Below are 16,533 nucleotides of genomic sequence, written 5' to 3'. Positions count from 1 at the left end.
AGCCTATTGTCTTGGTTCCCCATCGCGATGTATCTCAATGACGCGCCAGGATTGTCAGCTCCCGGCGCAGCTCGTCCAGTGACGGCCGGTCGGCCGGATTACCCGACAGCAGCCTGAACAGGATCGGGGCCAGCGGTCCCGCCCTGCCCAGCGACGCGCCCGGCGCGGGCGGCGTGCCCTCGACGGCGGCGAAGAGCGTGGCCCCCAGCGACCACAGGTCGGCCGCCGGGCTCTGCACGCCTTCGGGGGCCGTGTACGCGGGCAAGGTGCCCGAACGCAGTGACGGGAGCAGGGTCGCCCGGCCGTGCGCGTCCATGAGAACGTTCCCCGGCTGCACCCCGCCGTGGATCCCCCGCTGGAGCCGCTCCAGTGCGGCCAGGCCGATCGCGGCCACCTCGGCGGGCGGCAGCGGTCCCAGCGACTCGATGAGCAGGTCCAGCGGCTGCTCCAGGGCCAGCCGTTCGAGCGTCTCGCGGATCAGCTCGACCGGCGGCGGTCCCGAGGGGTGCAGCGTCGCCCTGATCAGCGACCTGAGCGGGTCCGGGCCCTCGGCAGGGGTCTGTCCCGGCGGCCGGCCCTCGATCGCGAAGTGCAGCGTGGCGCCCAGCGACCACAGGTCGGCCGACGGCCAGGTGCTGCGGCTCGGCAGCCCGAACCCGGTCAGCACCGCCCGGCCCGTCCTGGTGAGCAGCACGTTGCCGGGTTCGACGTGCCCGTGCACGATCGCCGCCGCGTGCGCGGCGGTCAGCGCGGACAGCACACCGACGCCGACCCTGGCCGCCTGCATGACAGGGAGAGGACGGCGCGAGCGCACGGTCTGCTCCAGCGACGACCCCGAGACGAACTCCGTGATCAGCCACGGCGTGCCGTCCTCGACCACCACGTCGAGCACCCGCACGATCGAGGCGTGCCGGAGCGCCATCGCCCGGCGTGCCCGGTGCAGCACGGCGTCACGCAGCTCCGCGGCGATCCGCAGTTGCCTGACCGCGACGTCGCGGTGCCCCGCCTCGTCGAAGGCCAGGCGCACGGAGCCGTCGCCCAGGGTGTTGAGCAGCCGGTATCTACCGGCTAGCTTCCTGGTCTCTCCCATTTCGAGGTGCACGATAACCTCCGTCCGCACCCCGTGGCCATCACGCCGAGCCGCCGGCCAGCCAGGCCTCGTGCGCGTCGTGCACCTTCCGCCAGAGCTTGTCCTTCTCCTCGGTGCTCACGTCGTCGAGCGGCAGCAGGAAGATGTCCGCCAGGGCCGCGTAATAGTCGCGGGACGTGCTCAGCGTGACGGAGTTGGCGCCGGCGCCGATGCGGGACAGGACGAGCCCGCGCAGGCTGTCCACGCCCCACGCGTCCCGCCGCTGCACCGCGGCCACGCGGACGAAGCCCGACGTCGGGGAGGTGGTCAGGTGTTGGTGCATCTCCACGAACGCGGACATGTCCGTAGGGGTGGGATCGAAGTCCATGCCTTGGAACGAACCACTCGGATCGTGGTCGAACCGCCAGCCGCCGGGCGCGATCTCCGACGGGCGCAGGACGTACTCGAAGGGCCCCTGCCGGTACGTGCCCGCCACCAGCGGCAGCGGCTCGTGCAGCGCGTCGCCGAGACCGAGGTCCACCAGCCACTCGCCGCCGGGATTGTCGTCGGACGGCAGGCCGCGCACGGTGAGCACGAGGTGGTTGGCGGTGATGCCGGGCTCGCCGCCTCGGTTCTGCACGCCGCCGACGTGCCTGGTCACGTCGTAGCCGAGCGCCGTGGCGAGCGCGGAGAAGCCGCCGTTGAGGTGGAAGCAATAGCCGCCCCGGCCCCTGATGATGCGCTCGGCGGACTCGAGCGGATCGACCGTGGTGGGGCGGCCCAGCCAGATCTCCAAGGCCTCGTACGAGACCTTCTCGATGTGCGCGATGTGCAGCGCGCGCAGGTTCTCTGCGCTGACGGGGGCGTTGAGCAGGTGGGGCAGACCGATGCGGCGGAGGTATCCGGCTGTGTTCACCCGCCAAGTCTGCACCGTATATGCACGCTTAAGGAGGTGTCGTCTGCACAGCGCGCTTCTAGTCTTTCGTACGTGGCAGAGCAGCGACGCATCCTCGTGGTCGAGGATGATCAGACGATCGCGCTGGCCGTACGGAATCGGCTGGCCGCCGAGGGCTTCGACGTCAGGGTGGCCGGCGACGGGCAGGACGCCCTCGTCCAGTACGGCAAGGCGGAACCCGACCTGGTGATCCTCGACCGGCTGCTGCCGGGTATCGACGGGCTGGAGGTGTGCCGCCGCATGCAGGCGGCCAGGCCGGTGCCGGTGCTCATGCTGACCGCGCTCGGCGAGGAGACCGACGTGCTGGTCGGGCTCGGGGTGGGCGCCGACGACTACCTGGCCAAGCCGTTCAGCATGCGCGAGTTGGTGGCGCGGATCCACGCGTTGTTGCGCAGGGTGGAGCGGGCCGCCCAGCTCGCCGTCGAGGACACCGTGATCAGGGTGGGCGAGGTGGAGATCGACACCGCGGCCCGCCGGGTGTTCGTACGGGGCATCGAGGCACAGCTCACCAGGACCGAGTTCGACCTGCTGCGCCGCCTGGCCGAGCGGCCCGGGCACGTCTTCGAGCGCGACCGGCTGCTGTCCGACGTGTGGGGCTTCTCCGAGGCCGCCGCGACCAGGACCGTGGACAGCCACGTCCGGGCCTTACGCCGCAAGCTGGGCTCCGACGTGGTGCGGACCGTGCACGGCGTCGGCTACGCGCTGGTGCGCCGATGAGGCCGCTCGACTTCCTCGGCCGGATCAAGGTCAAGCTCGGCATCGTGATCGTGCTGGCCGTGGGCACGGCCTTCGTCGTGAACGAGGTCGGGCTCAACTCCGGGCTCTCCCGCGAAGTGCGGATCGCGGTGGCCGTCGTGCTGGCACTGATCATGGTGCAGGTCCTGGCCATGGGGATGACCAAGCCGCTGCGCCAGATGGCCAGCGCCGCCCAGACGATCGCCAAGGGCCGCTACGGGCTGCGCGTCAACGCCACCTCGCGGGACGAGGTGGGCGAGCTGGCCAGGGCGTTCAACGCGATGGCGGCCGACCTCGGTGAAGTGGACAGGCAGCGCCGCGAGCTCGTCGCGAACGTCAGCCACGAACTGCGCACCCCGATCACGGGGCTGCGGGCCGTGCTGGAGAACGTCGTGGACGGCGTCTCCGCGCCCGACCCCGTCACCATGCGCACCGCGCTCGCCCAGACCGAGCGCCTCGGGCGGCTCGTGGCACAGCTGCTGGATCTGTCGCGGCTGGACTCGGGAGTGCGGCTCATCGAGCCCGAGGCCGTCGCGCTGGCGCCGCTCATCGAACAGGCGGTGCGCGAGGCGGCGCTGTCCCGTGAGGACGTCGTGATCCGGGCCGTGGTGTCCGGCGATCTGGTGGTGCGGGCCGATCCCGACCTGCTCGCGCAGGTCCTGGCGAACCTCCTGGACAACGCGGTACGGCACAGCCCGCCGGATGGGTTGGTGACCGTGAGCGGGGCCGCAGAGGGGTCCGGAATGCGCATGGTCGTCGCCGACCAGGGGCCGGGGATCCCGGTCTCGGCCCAAGGACGCGTCTTCGAGCGCTTCTCCCGGCTGGACACGGGGCGGGCGGCCGACTCCGGGGGTGCGGGGCTGGGCCTGGCCATCGTGAAGGAGATCGTCGAACTGCACGGGGGTTCCATTCGCATCGACGATGGTGCGGGGTGCCGCATGGTCGTCGATTTACCAGGGAGGACGACGATGGCTGACGCGCCGTTAGAGGCCGGGCAGCATGCGGCGGAGGTACGGCGGCCGGTCGCGGCCGCCGTACCCGCCGAGAGGACGGGGGAAGCCCCGACCGACGGGCGCGCCTCGGATGACCGGCGCGCCTCAGATGACCGGCGCGCCTCAGATGACCGGCGCATCCCGGACGACGAGCACCCTCCGGAGGGCGAGCGTGCCGCAGGCGACGGGCGCGCCTCGGAGGACCAAGCTGCCGCAGCAGACACGACTGCCTCGGAGGACCAGCGTGCGACCGGCGACCGGCGCGCCACAGGCGACCGGCGCGCCGCCACGGACGATGCCGTGCCTGCGTGGCCGGTGACCGCAGGAGGCGCCATGGCCGCACGAGGCACCGCGGCCGCAGAAGGCGTGCTGACAGCAGGCAGCGCGGCTGCGGATGCCGGCGCCCTCACGGCCGGCCTCATGGGGGCGGTCGCGACGGCGGACGGCGCCGGCACAGCGGTGGGTGCGGGCACGGCCGTGGGGCCGGGCACGGCGGCGGCCGCAGGCACAACCGTGGGCGCAGGCACAACGGCAGGTCCGGGCACAACCCTCGGCGCAGGCACAACGGCAGGTCCGGGCACGACGGTGGGCGGCGGCACGGTGGTGAGGGCGGGTGATCGGCGGGCCGGTGCGGGAGCGCCGATGCCGCCGACGCCGGGGAGCGCGTTGGCCAGGATGATCGGTGGCGGCGTCGTCGGAGTGCTGCTCGGCTTCCTCGTCGGCATGTTCGCCGCCGTGGTGGTCAGCGTGACTGTCAGTGACGCGATGGCGCTCGTCACGTTCGTCCTCTGCACCGCGATCATGGGAGCACTCGGCGCGGCGCTGGGCGCCGGCTCGGCCCGTCGCGCGGCCGACGCGGCTTACCGGTCGGCCTACCACGCGCCGACCCACCCCGTGGCGCAGGCGGCCCATGGGCCGGCCCCTGTTCCGGGTCAGCCCGCAGGCCGGCCGGGAATGCAGGCGGGTGGCCGGTTGGCGGCGCAGGCGGGCGGCGACCCCATGAGCCAGGCAGCCGTCCAGGGAGCTGAAGAGCCCGCGGGCCAGAGGGTGGTACATGCCGGGCAGGCGGCGACGCATGCGGGCGAACAGCCCCGAGGGCAGGGGGCGGCGGCAGGGCATGCCGCCGAGCCATACAGGGGACAGGCGGCCGAGGCATATCGAGGGCAAGCGACCGAGCCATACAGGGGACACGTGACCGAGGCATACCGAGGGCAGGCGACCGAGCCATACAGGGGACAGCTGCCGCCGCCTCCCTACGTGCCGCCGCCGTTGTTCCCGAAGCCCGAGTTGCCGGAGCCGCCGCGATGGTTGTTGCCCGCCGCGGCCGGAGCCGGGGTGTTCGCGGCCGTGGCGCTGCCGGAGGCGCAGGTCGGGCTGGGGATCGTGCTGGTGTCCATGGTCCTGGGCGCGGCGGCGCTGCCGGCGGTCGCGCGGCGGATGACGCCGTGGACGGTGGCGTTCGGCCTGACGGCGTACTGGCTGATCGCCATGGCGGCGGTGCGTGATGCCGACTGGCTGGTGACGATCCTGCTGATGGCGGGGACCGGACTGGGCGCGCTGGCCGTGTCGGGGGCGGGCGCCGGATGGCTGGGGGTGATCAGGGGCGGCGCGTCCGTGCTTCTGGCGCTCGGCCCGGTGCCGTGGTTCCTGGCCGTCCCGATGAAGAAGCTGACGGCCCGGCGGCGCGTCATGCCGATGCTGGCCGCGCTGGGCATCACGGCGGTGCTGCTGCTGGTGTTCGGGCTGCTGTTCAGCTCGGCGGACGCGGTGTTCGCCTCCTACGTGGAGCGGCTGACCACCGCGCCCGCCTGGGCCGAGTCGGCGCCGATGCGGATCTTCCTGTTCGCGGTCTTCGCCGTGGTGCTGGCGGCCGTGGTGCTGGTGGCGCTCAGGCCGGTGGTCGACCCCGTCGGCCCGGACACCAAGTTCACGGTGAGCAGGAGCGTCTGGATGGTCCCGCTCACGGCGGTGAACCTGCTGTTCGCGTCGTTCGTGGCCGTGCAGATCACGGCGTTGTTCGGCGGCAACACGTGGGTGCTGAAGACGGCGGGGCTGACCTACGCCGAGTACGCCAGGGAGGGATTCTTCCAGCTCGTGATGGTCAGCGTGTTCGTGCTCGGCATGGTCGCGGTGGCCGGCGGGCTGCTCAAGACCGAACGCCGCGAGCGCTGGGTGCTGGCCTGCCTGCTCGGCGTGTTGTGCGGGCTGACCATGGTGGTGCTGGCCTCGGCCCTGCACCGCATGAACCTCTACACGGAGGCCTACGGCCTGTCCCGGCTGCGGATCTCGGTGCAGGCCACGGTCTGGTGGCTGGGCGCGGTGTTCGCGCTGGTGCTGCTGGCCGGGGCGGTACGGCTCGCGGGCCGCGGCTCAGGCTGGCTGCCGCGCACGATCGTGCTGGTCACCGGCCTCGGCCTGGGCGCGTTCGCGATCGTGAACCCCGACCTGCGGGTCGCGTACACCCAGGTGGAGGTGCGCGGCGTCACCAACATGGACTCCGACTACCTGGGGGACCTCGGCGCGGAGGCGGTGCCGGCGCTGGACCGGCTGCCGGAGCCGCAGCGCAGTTGCGTGCTGGCCGACGTCGTCAAGGTCAACGGGCTGGATCGGCCGGACCCGTGGAACGGGTGGAACCTGGCCCGAGCCCAGGCCCGCGACCTGCTGGCGGCGCGGCCGATCGACAAGTCGGTCAACTGCGCGGGAGCGGTGTCGCGCTCTGATTGAATCTTGAGGTGAGGTTCGACGTAGTCATCAGCGGTGGGCGGGTGCTCGACGGGACGGGCGCCCCGCCGTACCGGGCGGACGTGGCGATCGCCGGCGATCGGATCGCGGCGGTCGGCCGGCTGGACGGCGCGCAGGCGGAGACCGTGGTCGACGCGGCAGGGCGGTTCGTCGCGCCGGGCTTCGTGGACTGCCACGCCCACGGCGACGCGGCCGTGTTCGATCCGGCGGTGCAGCGGGCGGCGCTGCGGCAGGGGGTGACGACGTTCGTGCTCGGGCAGGACGGGGTGTCGTTCGCGCCCGGGTCGGCCGAGACCGTCGCGTACGCGTCGCGTTACTTCGCCGCCGTCAACGGCCCGCCGGCCACGAGTGCCCGGTCCGGCGAGCACCCGCAGCCGTTCGACGGCCCCTTGAGCGTCGGCGAGTTGCTCGGCTCGTACGACCGCGCGGTGGCGCTCAACACCGCCTACCTGCTCCCCCACGGCACCATCCGCTACGACGTCATGGGCCCGTCCCCGGATCCGGCCACACCGGACGAGCTGGCGGCGATGTTGCGGCACGTCGAGCGCGGCCTGTCGGAAGGCGCGGCCGGGCTGTCGAGCGGGCTCGAATACCTGCCGGGCCGCTACGCCACCGCCGAGGAGCTGGCCGCGTTGTGCGCGCCGCTCGGCGACCTCCCGTACGTCACCCACATGCGGGCCTACGGCGCCCGCGCGGGCGTGGGCATGGCGGAGGTCATGGACATCGCCGGGCGCTCGGGCGCGCCCGTGCACGTCTCCCACCTGCACGGACCGGCCGACGTGCTGCTGCCGCTGGTGGAGAAGGCACTTGCCCGGGACGTGGACCTGACCTTCGACACCTACCCCTACCTGCGGGGCAGCACGATCCTGGCCATGATGGTGCTGCCGCCGTCCGTGCCGGGCGCCGACACCGGCCGCGCGCTGAAGATGATCGCCTCGGAGGAGCTGGACGACTGGTGGCCGACGCTGGCCGAGACGTGGCCCCGGCTGACCGTCTCGCACGCTCCCGGAATGGAGTGGGCCGAGGGACTGACCATCGTGGCGGCCGCTGAGCAGGCGGACATGGAGCCGGCCGAATTCTGCCGCCGCCTCCTGACGGAGACGCGGCTGACGGCGGGCGTCGTCTTCGCCCGGCCGGACGAGGGTCCTGAGGGCGAGGAGTCGGTACGCCGGATGTTGCGCCATCCTTCGCACACCGGCGGCTCCGACGGCATCTACGTGGGCGGGCACCCGCATCCGCGCGGTTTCGGGGCGTTCGCCAGGTTCCTCGGGCGGCATGTCAGGGAGCTCGGCGACTGGACGTGGGAGCAGGCCGTCGTGCACCTGGCGTCGCATCCGGCCCGGCGGTTCGGGCTGGCTGACCGGGGGCTGGTGCGGGCGGGGCTCGCGGCCGACGTGGCGGTGTTCGACCCGGCCGAGGTGGGTGACCGGGCGACGTACGCGGCGCCGCGCACGCTCGCGACCGGCGTCGACGACGTGCTCGTGTCGGGGGTTCGCGTGCTGGCCGGGGGCGAGCTGACCGGAGCCACGCCGGGGCGCGCCCTCGGGGCCTGACCTGGGGGCGCTGGACGCGTTCCCTTGCTGATCGGTGGGATAGGGTCGGACCCGGATGAAGGGGGTGCTGTGCAGTCCGTCCTCGAGCAGGCCATCCTCGATCAGGCCGCGCGGCGGCTGTCGATTTTCGACGGGGGCCTCGGCTTCCCGCTGATGGTGGTGCATCGGGACGCGCTGGAGCACAACGTCGCGACGATGGCGGCGTTCGTCCGCGACCACGGGCTGGAGCTGGCCCCGCACGCCAAGACGCACATGTCGGCCGAGATCGCCGCCCGGCAGCTCGCGGCGGGCGCCTGGGGGCTGACCGTGGCGACGCCGCGGCAGGCGCAGACGGTCCGGGGGTTCGGGGTGGATCGGATCATGGTGGCCAACCAGGTCGTCGATCCGGCCGGGCTCGCCTGGGCGGCCGGGGAGCTGGAGCGGGATCCGGCGTTCGAGTTCCTGAGCTTCGCCGACTCCGTGGCCGGGGTGGACCTCCTCGCCCGGCACGCCGGGCCGCGGCCGTTCCGCGTGCTGGTGGAGGTGGGACACGAGGGCGGGCGGGCCGGCTGCCGCACGCTCGACGAGCTGCTGCGGGTGGCCGGGCACGTGCAGGAGACGCCCGGGGTCGAGCTGGCCGGGGTGGCCGGGTACGAGGGCGCGCTGAAGAGCGCCGCCGAAGTCCGGAAATATCTGGACTCGCTGCAGGAAGCCGTCGAGTACGTCCGGGTCAAGAGCCCGATCCTCAGCGTGGGCGGCAGCCAGTGGTTCGACGTGATCGGGCGGGAGCTCGTCGCCGCCCAGGCCAGGATCCTGCTGCGCAGCGGCGCGTACGTGAGCCACGACGACGGCTATTACCGCGAGCGCACCCCGTTCAACCGCATCGACGGCGAGCTGCGCCCGGCGCTGGAGGTGTGGGCGCACGTGTTGTCCACCCCGGAGCCCGGATTGGCGATCGTGGGCATGGGCAAGCGGGACGCGCCCTACGACGAGGGCTTGCCGATCCCCCGGCGTGCCGGCGTCACCGTCGTGAAGATGCAGGACCAGCACACGATCGTGCGGGCCGACGGGCTCAAACCCGGTGACCTGCTGGCCTTCGGCATCTCCCATCCCTGCACCGCCTTCGACAAATGGCGCGTGCTGCCCCTGGTGGACCCGGACTACCGTGTCGTTGGCACGATAACGACCAACTTTTAGGGAGATCGCGTGAAAAAGGAGCTCCGGACGAGCGAGGGGGCCGCCCCGATCGGCGCCTACTCGCAGGGCCTCGTGGTGGGCGACTTCGTCTACACCTCCGGCATGGGGCCGCTCGACCCGCAGACCGGCGAGGTCGTCGGCGACGACGTGGCCACCCAGACGCACCAGGTCATGCGCAACCTCGGCGCCATCCTCGCCGCGCACGGCCTCGGCTTCGACGACGTGGTCAAGTCCACGGTCCACCTGCAGCACCTCAAGCGCGACTTCGCGGCCTACAACGAGGTGTACCGGTCATACTTCAACGCGCCCTACCCCGTGCGCACCACTGTGGGGTCCGAGCTGCTGGACATCCTCGTGGAGATCGACTTCGTCGCGCACAAGAGCGCATAAGGTCGGCTCGTGGACAGTTCGGTTTACGTCTTCGTCGAGGACCTGCGCGGCGAGGGCGTCGAGCGGGTGCTCGACAGGATCAGCGGGTACGGCGTGGCCGGCATCACCGTCGGTGCCGTGCACCACGCCTCCCGCGACGTCACCCCGCACGGGCTGTCCAGGCTGACCGTCCGGCAGGACGGGGCACACTTCGCCCCGTCGGCCGGCTTGTTCGACGGGCTGCGGCTGTCCCCGGTGCCCGGCTATGCGGATGCGTTCGACGGTCTTCGGGAGGCCTGTGCGAAACGGTCCATGAAGCTCCACGGTTGGACGGTCTTCCTGCGTAACGCCACGATCGGCATGGAGCATCCGGACGTGACCGTACGCGACTGCTTCGGCGACCGCGGCTCACCGGCCGACCTGTGCCCGGCCCATCCGGACGTGCGCGACTACGCGGTCGCGCTGGCCAGAGCGGTGGCCAGGCTGGGGGTCGACAGCGTGGTGGCCGAGTCGCTGCACTTCCGCCAGTTGGAGGCGCAGCGGTCGTTCGTGCCGCTCGGGCCGATGGACGCGTACCTGTTCGGGCTCTGTTTCTGCGACTACTGCATGCGCCGGGCCACCGACCTGGGCGTGCAGGCCGAGGTGGCGCGGGAGGAGTGCGCCGGGATCGTGGGGCGCGTGCTCGACGGCGACCCGCCTGCGCAGGGCGAGGTGACCAGGGCGGCGCTGACCGCGTATGCGGGGCCTGATGTCGTGGCCTACGCGCGGGCCCGCTCCGAGACCGTCACGACGCTGGTGTCCGAGGTGGCCTCCGCGGTGGCAGAGGAGGGCTCCAAGCTGGTGTTCGTCGACTCGACGGGCGCGGTCAAGGGGTACGCCGACGGGCTGCCGACGCCCGGACTCGCGGCGCACGACGCCTGGCAGCTCGGGGTCGATCTGGTGGCCCTGGGTGACCTGGTGCCGGCGTTCGGGGTGCTGGCGTACGCGCGGGACGCGGCGCGGGTCGCCGACGACGTGGGCGCCTACCTGCGGTCCGTGGGCAAGGACCGGGAGGTGCGGGCGGTGTTGCGGCCGGGCCATCCCGACAGCGACTCCGCCGACCGGCTGGTCGCCAAGGCCCGCGGGGCGAAGGCGGCCGGGGCGCTGGCCGTGGACTTCTACGCGTACGGGCTGGTGCCGCACCCGGTGCTCGACCGCATCCCGGCCGCCCTGTCAGAAGCTCTGTGACTCCCCTCGGCCCCTTTTCCCGCACGTCCACGCTCCCCGCCGTGCTTCGGTGGCGGCCCTTGGAGGTTGGGGGTCCACTCGCAGGGCGGGCGCGGGCGTCTACGGCGGCGGCGCTGCGATGAAGCGGCAGGCGCGGAACCCGGGACTAGGCGGTGCTGAACAGGCAGAACTCGTTGCCCTCGGGGTCGGCCAGCACCACCCAGTCGTCGTGCGTGGCCTGCAGGGTGGCGCCCAGCGCGGTCAACCGGGCGAGCTCGGCGTCGGGGTCGGGGCTCTCCAGGTCCAGGTGGAGGCGGTTTTTGACGATCTTGCGTTCGGGCACGCGCTGGAACCACAACCGCGGCGGGCCGCCCTCCACCAGCACCGTCGGATCGTCTTCCGGGTCGTCGACACCTTCGGCACGCAGCCGCGCCAGCTCGGCCTCGTCGTAGGGGGCGACGGCATAGCCGTCCAGCACGGCAGCCCAGAACCTGGCCAGCGAGGCGGGGTGCCGGCAGTCGATCACGATGTCACGCAGCCTGGCCACCGGGCCTCCTCGCCTCGATGAGGAACCTGCTGGAATGCGCCACGAACGGCCCCTCGGCCTCGATGCGCTCGTGCAACGCCCGCAGCTTGTCCTGGTGCCGCTCCACGGAGAACCCGGGCACGATCCAGATCACCTTGCGCAGGAAGTAGATCACCGCGCCGATGTCGTGGAACTCCATCCGCAGCCGCTCATGCCTCAGGTCCACGACCTCCAGACCGGCGGACTCGGCCGCCTCCCTGGCCCGCTCGGGGTCGCGGCCCGAGCCGTCGTGCGGCCCGAGGAAGTGGTCCGTGAGCTCGGCGACGCTCCACGGCCCGACCTGCTGGGAGAAGTAGGACCCGCCGGGCCGCAGCACCCTGGCGATCTCCGCCCACCACGTCGCCACCGGGTGGCGGCTGCTGACCAGGTCGAAGACCCCGTCGCCGAACGGCAGCCGCGGCGCCTCGTCGTCGGCCACCACCCACGCCCCGCGCGGGCGCAGCCGGGAGGCGGCCAGCTGAAGGTTGGGCGGCCACGACTCGGTGGCCACGGTCACCGGCGGCAGGGTGGGCAGACCGGCGAGGATCTCGCCGCCGCCGGTCTGGATGTCGAGCGCGGCACGCGCCCCGGCCATCCGACCGGCGAGCAGCCGCGCGTATCCCCACGAGGGCCGTTCCTCGCTGGCCCGGCCGTCGAGCCAGGAGAAGTCCCACCCATCAACGGAGACGGTACTCGCCTCCTGGACCAGGTCGTCGTACGTGCACCGCATCCTTTGACCTTGTCAGCGGACAGGCACGGCGCTCAACCGAATTTCGGTCATGCGAGGCGGCCGCGTACGGCCGCCCGGTCGATCTTGAGTTGGTCGATCAGCTCCGCGACGGGGTCCGGCCGCCGCTGCGCCAGCAGGGTGAGCGCCAGATGCCGCGGCGCCTCCTCGGCCCTGGTCTTCGCCGGCGTGGCTTTGACGGCCTGGTTGATGACCTCCCGGGCGCTGGACGTGAGCGCCGTCCCGGGGACCGGCGGATGGTTGTGCGGCGCCTCTGGCATGTCGGCGACGTCCAGGCCGAGCATGCGCAGCGCCGCCTGGTCGAGCGCTTTGAGCGCGGCCCGCGCCCCCTCCAGATCCACGCCGAGTGCCCGCGCCGAGTCCGGGTGGTGCAGGAGGCCGAGCAACAGGTGCTCGGTGCCCACCCGCCGGTCACCCCGCTGCCTGGCCTCCTCGAACGAGGCCGTGACGACCACATGAAACGGGGTTTTTTGCTTGCCGAACATCGCGAGTCCTCATTTCCCGTACTTGGCGTGCACAGACTGCCGCGACATGCCGAGTGCGTCGCCGATCTGCTCCCAGGTCCAGCCCTGCTCCCTGGCCAGCCCCACCGAAACCGCCTCGACCTGCTCGGCCAGCCGGTGCAACGCTCCCACCGCCCGCAGGCCCATGGCCGGGTCATTTGCCCTGATCTGCCCGAAGAAATCTGCTCCATCCACGCTGTCAGTCTAGCTTGACAACTCGAGGCGTGTCAACCCAGCCTGACATCAGGGAGGATGGACCGTCACACCCAGCCCGGCTTGACCAGCCCGGACTCGTAGGCGATCACGACCAGCTGGGCCCGGTCGCGGGCGTGCAGCTTCATCATGGCCCGGCTCACGTGGGTCTTCGCGGTGGCCGGCGACATGAACAGCTTGGCGGCGATCTCGTCGTTGGTCATGCCGGTGCCGACCAGGGTGAGCACCTCGCGTTCGCGCTCGGTGAGCTGATCGAGGCCGTCGGTGGTGACCGGCTCCTTGGCACGGGAGGCGTACTCGGCGATCAGGCGGCGGGTCACGCTCGGCGACAGCAGCGCCTCGCCGGCCGCGACCACGCGGACGGCCTGGATCAGCTCGGCCGGCTCGGTGTCCTTGACCAGGAAGCCGCTGGCGCCGCCGCGCAGTGCCTCGAAGACGTATTCGTCCAGCTCGAACGTCGTCAGGATGATGATGCGCGGCCCTTCGGGCATCTGGCGGGTGGCGGTCAGCCCGTCGGTGCCCGGCATGCGGATGTCCATGAGCACCACGTCGGGCCGGTGCTGGGCCGCCAGCCGCACGGCCTCTGCGCCGTCGGAGGCCTCGGCCACCACGGTCATGTCCGCCTGGGCGTCGAGCAGCGCCTTGAAGCCCGCCCGGACCAGCGCCTGGTCGTCGGCCAGCAGCACCTTGATCATGAGGTCTCCTCGGGTAGGGGCAGCCGGGCCTCGACCTGGAAGCCCGCGCCTGACGGGCCGGCGACCAGCGTCCCGCCCAGCGCGGCGGCCCGCTCGCGCATGCCGGGGATGCCGTTGCCGCTGCCGGACTCGGACAGTACAGCAGGCGTGGTCGCGCCGGTGTCGGTCACGCGGACGGCGAACTCGCGTTCGCCGTACTCCAGCCGCACGGTCACCGCCGCGCCGGGAGCGTGGCGGGCGGCGTTGGTGAGCGACTCCTGCACGATCCGGTACGCGGCCCGCTCCACCGAAGGCGGCAATGGGCGTGAGCCGACCCGCTTGAGCGTCACCTCAAGCCCCGAGCGCTCGATCAGCTCGTCGAGCCGGTCGAGCCCGGCCGTGGGCGAGCGCGGGGCGCCCTCGCGCAAGACGTTCAGCACCGAGCGCATCTCGCCCAGCACCTCCTTGGACGCCGTCTTGATGGCGGCCAGGGCCGTCCTGGCCTGTTCGGGGTTGTCGTCGATGAGGTGCAGCGCGGTCGAGGCCTGGACGTGGATGAGCGAGATGTTGTGCGCGAGCACGTCGTGCAGCTCCTGCGCCATGGTCAGCCTCTCCTCGCTGGCCTGCCGTCTGGTCTCCTCCTCGGCGGCGCGCTGCTGCTGGGCGCGGCGCTCACGGGCGATCCTGACCAGCTCGGCGGCCACCATGGTGAGCAGGATGAACGAGGACACCGCCAGGTCGTGGAAGAGCCCGCGCTCCGGCTGGGTGGTGGCCCAGGGATAGACGATGAAGGTCACGAGCGTGGCCCCGGCCAGGATCCAGGCCGTCAGCCGATGCCGCCGCAGGACCAGCAGGACGAGCATGACGATCGGCGAGATGAAGACCCCGCCGTAGGGATAGCCGCCCCAGACGTAGACGTAGGTGGCCAGGAGCGTGACGACGGACGTGGTGATCGGGAACTTCCGGTGCAGGGCGATCATCAGCGGCCCGACCAGCAGCAGCCCGTAGGCGAACGGGTCGAGCGGCTCCCTCCACGTCTGCCCGCGCTGCGCACCCTGGGACAACACCACCTGGAACACGGCGGCGATCAGGGCGAGGTAAGGGGCGAAGCCGGACTTCGAGCGCACGCCTCAACGCTAGGTCACCACCCTGACCAGCGCATCACCCTCATGTCGCAGGGGGCCCTACCACGACGGGCGTACCTGGTGACATGGTGGAGATCATGCGTCGCATGCTCGTTCCCGCAGTAGCAGTCCTCATCACGCTCGTGCCCGCGTCTCCCGTCGCGGCCGAGCCCCAGCAGAAGGTCCCGGTCGCCAAGGGGTACGGCGGCGCCGTCGCCACCGTCGACCTGGACGCCAGCAAGGCCGCCCTCTCCGTGTTGAGAAAGGGCGGCAACGCCGTGGACGCCGCGGTCGCGGCCGGGGCGGTGCTCGGGGTCACCGAGCCGTACTCGGCCGGGCTGGCCGGCGGCGGCTTCATGGTCTACTACGACGCCAGGCAGCGTAAGGTCTTCACGATCGACGGCCGCGAGACCGCCCCGCAGGCCATGACCTCGACCTCGTTGGAGGGCATCCCGTTCGCGGAGGCCGTCACCAGCGGATTGTCGGCCGGCGTGCCGGGCACGGTCGCGAACTGGGACCTGGCCCTGCGCCGATTCGGCACGATCTCGCTCAAGCAGGCGCTCCAGCCGGCGATCGAGGTGGCCTCCAAGGGCTTCCTCGTGGACCAGACCTTCCACGACCAGACCGCCGCCAACGCCGACCGCTTCAAGGACTTCACCTCCACGGCCGCGTTGTACCTGCCGAACGGCGCCCCGCCGCCCGTCGGCTCGGTCTTCAGGAACCCTGAGCTCGCGGACACGTACCGGGAGCTGGCCAAGCGCGGCCCCGGCTGGTTGTACGGCGGGCAGCTCGGCAAGGACATCGTGGCCACCGTCAAGCAGCCACCGGTCACCCCGGGCACCACCCGCAACGTGCGACCCGGCCTGATGGAGCTGGCGGACCTGCGGGCCTACCGCGCCCTCATGCGCGAACCCACCAAGATCTCCTACAAGGGCATGGACGTGTACGGCATGGCGCCCCCGTCCTCCGGCGGATCCACCGTCGGCGAGGCGCTCAACATCCTGGAGTCCCTGCCTGAGGTCGGCCTGCACGAGTACCTGGAGGCGTCCAAGCTGGCCTTCGCCGACCGCGGCAAGTACGTCGGCGACATTCCCGGCGTCCCGCTGACCGAGCTGCTGTCCGACGGCTTCGCCAAGGAGCGGGCGTGCCTGATCGGCGAGCAGGCGATGAAGCCCCCGGTCGCGCCGGGCAACCCGGACGGCTCGTACGAGTCCTGCGCCCAGCCCACCGGGAGCGCCACTCCGGTGGCGGACGAGGGCCCCGAGACCACCCACCTGGTCGTGGCCGACCGCTGGGGCAACGTGATCGCCTACAACCTGACCATCGAGTCCACCGGCGGCAACGGCATCGTCGTGCCCGGCCGCGGCGTGCTGCTCAACAACGAGCTGACCGACTTCACCTTCGGCCCGGCCCCCGGCGACCCCAACCTGCCCGCCCCGGGCAAGCGGCCGCGCTCGTCGATGGCGCCGACGCTGGTGTTCGACGACGGCAGGCCGGTGCTGGCGGTCGGCTCCCCCGGCGGCTCGACGATCATCACGACCGTGCTGCAGATCCTCCTCAACCGGTACGAGTTCGACATGGAGCTGCCGGAGGCGCTGGCCGCGCCGCGCGCCACGCAGCGCAACACCGCGCAGACGCAGGCCGAGCCGGCGTTCCTGGGCCTGTACCAGGACCAGTTGACGGCCCGCGGGCACAGCTTCGTCTCCACACCGGAGATCGGCGCCGCCACGGCGCTGGAGTTCCTGGGCGGGGGCCGCATCCAGGCCGTGGCCGAGCCGACGAGACGAGGCGGCGGCAGCGCGATGGTGGTCGTGCCGACCAGGTAAACATCGCTCAGGGCGCAACTACTGTCACTGGCCGCGTCCAGGGGATCGCGTTACGTTGCGTGTACGGCTTCCGAGTGAGTGGG

At 72.0% G+C, this 16,533-nt stretch carries 15 protein-coding genes; 7 read left to right on the top strand and 8 right to left on the bottom strand.

Going from position 1 to position 16,533, the window contains the following annotated elements; translation table 11 throughout:
* Nucleotides 1–34: 34 nt before the first annotated feature.
* Together EDD27_RS51715 and EDD27_RS51710 are read right to left on the bottom strand one after the other, a co-directional pair.
* Entirely contained in the window at nucleotides 35–1,102 is a 1,068-nt protein-coding gene (locus EDD27_RS51715; RefSeq protein ID WP_127940022.1) for a protein kinase domain-containing protein, read from the bottom strand.
* Nucleotides 1,103–1,130: 28 nt separating this feature from the next.
* Complete coding sequence (locus EDD27_RS51710) at nucleotides 1,131–1,985, bottom strand: arylamine N-acetyltransferase family protein (protein WP_127940021.1); 855 nt, start codon at nucleotides 1,983–1,985, stop codon at nucleotides 1,131–1,133.
* A gap of 72 nt (nucleotides 1,986–2,057) precedes the next feature.
* On the opposite strand from EDD27_RS51710, the gene EDD27_RS51705 reads away from it, so the two are divergent.
* From EDD27_RS51705 to EDD27_RS51670, 6 genes are all read left to right on the top strand, one after another.
* The gene (locus tag EDD27_RS51705; RefSeq protein WP_241564712.1) at nucleotides 2,058–2,741 is read left to right on the top strand and encodes a response regulator transcription factor; all 684 of its coding nucleotides are present in this window, start codon (nucleotides 2,058–2,060) and stop codon (nucleotides 2,739–2,741) included.
* Nucleotides 2,738–6,475, top strand: a complete 3,738-nt coding sequence (locus tag EDD27_RS51690) for a DUF4153 domain-containing protein (protein WP_241564711.1) — start codon at nucleotides 2,738–2,740, stop codon at nucleotides 6,473–6,475. Before EDD27_RS51705 ends, EDD27_RS51690 begins: the two co-directional genes overlap by 4 nt.
* A gap of 8 nt (nucleotides 6,476–6,483) precedes the next feature.
* Nucleotides 6,484–8,046: an N-acyl-D-amino-acid deacylase family protein gene (locus EDD27_RS51685; RefSeq protein WP_127940019.1), complete on the top strand. Its 1,563-nt coding sequence runs from the start codon at nucleotides 6,484–6,486 to the stop codon at nucleotides 8,044–8,046.
* A gap of 69 nt (nucleotides 8,047–8,115) precedes the next feature.
* Entirely contained in the window at nucleotides 8,116–9,222 is a 1,107-nt protein-coding gene (locus EDD27_RS51680; protein ID WP_241564710.1) for an alanine racemase, read from the top strand.
* Between the two features lie 9 nt (nucleotides 9,223–9,231).
* The gene (locus tag EDD27_RS51675) at nucleotides 9,232–9,612 is read left to right on the top strand and encodes a RidA family protein (RefSeq protein ID WP_127940018.1); all 381 of its coding nucleotides are present in this window, start codon (nucleotides 9,232–9,234) and stop codon (nucleotides 9,610–9,612) included.
* A 9-nt stretch (nucleotides 9,613–9,621) separates the two neighbouring features.
* The gene (locus EDD27_RS51670; RefSeq protein WP_127940017.1) at nucleotides 9,622–10,818 is read left to right on the top strand and encodes a hypothetical protein; all 1,197 of its coding nucleotides are present in this window, start codon (nucleotides 9,622–9,624) and stop codon (nucleotides 10,816–10,818) included.
* A gap of 145 nt (nucleotides 10,819–10,963) precedes the next feature.
* Here EDD27_RS51670 and EDD27_RS51665 read toward each other — a convergent pair whose 3' ends face one another.
* The 6 genes from EDD27_RS51665 to EDD27_RS51640 all read right to left on the bottom strand — a co-directional run bounded on the left by EDD27_RS51665 (nucleotide 10,964) and on the right by EDD27_RS51640 (nucleotide 14,627).
* On the bottom strand, nucleotides 10,964–11,344 hold the full coding sequence (locus tag EDD27_RS51665) for a VOC family protein (RefSeq protein WP_127940016.1): 381 nt from the start codon (nucleotides 11,342–11,344) through the stop codon (nucleotides 10,964–10,966).
* The gene (locus EDD27_RS51660) at nucleotides 11,328–12,092 is read right to left on the bottom strand and encodes a class I SAM-dependent methyltransferase (protein WP_127940015.1); all 765 of its coding nucleotides are present in this window, start codon (nucleotides 12,090–12,092) and stop codon (nucleotides 11,328–11,330) included. The genes EDD27_RS51665 and EDD27_RS51660 overlap by 17 nt, the downstream gene beginning before the upstream one ends.
* A gap of 47 nt (nucleotides 12,093–12,139) precedes the next feature.
* Complete coding sequence (locus EDD27_RS51655) at nucleotides 12,140–12,595, bottom strand: Clp protease N-terminal domain-containing protein (protein WP_127940014.1); 456 nt, start codon at nucleotides 12,593–12,595, stop codon at nucleotides 12,140–12,142.
* A gap of 9 nt (nucleotides 12,596–12,604) precedes the next feature.
* The gene (locus tag EDD27_RS51650) at nucleotides 12,605–12,808 is read right to left on the bottom strand and encodes a hypothetical protein (RefSeq protein ID WP_164903393.1); all 204 of its coding nucleotides are present in this window, start codon (nucleotides 12,806–12,808) and stop codon (nucleotides 12,605–12,607) included.
* 65 nt (nucleotides 12,809–12,873) lie between these two features.
* On the bottom strand, nucleotides 12,874–13,521 hold the full coding sequence (locus EDD27_RS51645; protein WP_127940013.1) for a response regulator: 648 nt from the start codon (nucleotides 13,519–13,521) through the stop codon (nucleotides 12,874–12,876).
* Complete coding sequence (locus tag EDD27_RS51640; protein ID WP_127940012.1) at nucleotides 13,518–14,627, bottom strand: sensor histidine kinase; 1,110 nt, start codon at nucleotides 14,625–14,627, stop codon at nucleotides 13,518–13,520. The genes EDD27_RS51645 and EDD27_RS51640 overlap by 4 nt, the downstream gene beginning before the upstream one ends.
* A gap of 95 nt (nucleotides 14,628–14,722) precedes the next feature.
* On the opposite strand from EDD27_RS51640, the gene ggt reads away from it, so the two are divergent.
* Entirely contained in the window at nucleotides 14,723–16,450 is a 1,728-nt protein-coding gene (gene ggt, locus EDD27_RS51635; RefSeq protein ID WP_241564709.1) for a gamma-glutamyltransferase, read from the top strand.
* The last annotated feature ends 83 nt before the right edge of the window (nucleotides 16,451–16,533 follow it).

The organism is Nonomuraea polychroma (assembly GCF_004011505.1).
In the GTDB taxonomy this organism is placed as follows: domain Bacteria; phylum Actinomycetota; class Actinomycetes; order Streptosporangiales; family Streptosporangiaceae; genus Nonomuraea; species Nonomuraea polychroma.
The sequence above is the reverse complement of the archived record's forward strand: the minus strand, read 5'-3'. Positions and strand labels throughout refer to the sequence as shown.

What these genes read in the sequence shown, in the direction of transcription:
- EDD27_RS51655 (WP_127940014.1), bottom strand. Translation starts at nt 12,595, where the DNA reads ATGTTCGGCAAGCAAAAAACCCCGTTTCATGTGGTCGTCACGGCCTCG.
- EDD27_RS51660 (WP_127940015.1), bottom strand. Translation starts at nt 12,092, where the DNA reads ATGCGGTGCACGTACGACGACCTGGTCCAGGAGGCGAGTACCGTCTCC.
- ggt (WP_241564709.1), top strand. Translation starts at nt 14,723, where the DNA reads ATGCGTCGCATGCTCGTTCCCGCAGTAGCAGTCCTCATCACGCTCGTG.
- EDD27_RS51690 (WP_241564711.1), top strand. Translation starts at nt 2,738, where the DNA reads ATGAGGCCGCTCGACTTCCTCGGCCGGATCAAGGTCAAGCTCGGCATC.
- EDD27_RS51645 (WP_127940013.1), bottom strand. Translation starts at nt 13,521, where the DNA reads ATGATCAAGGTGCTGCTGGCCGACGACCAGGCGCTGGTCCGGGCGGGC.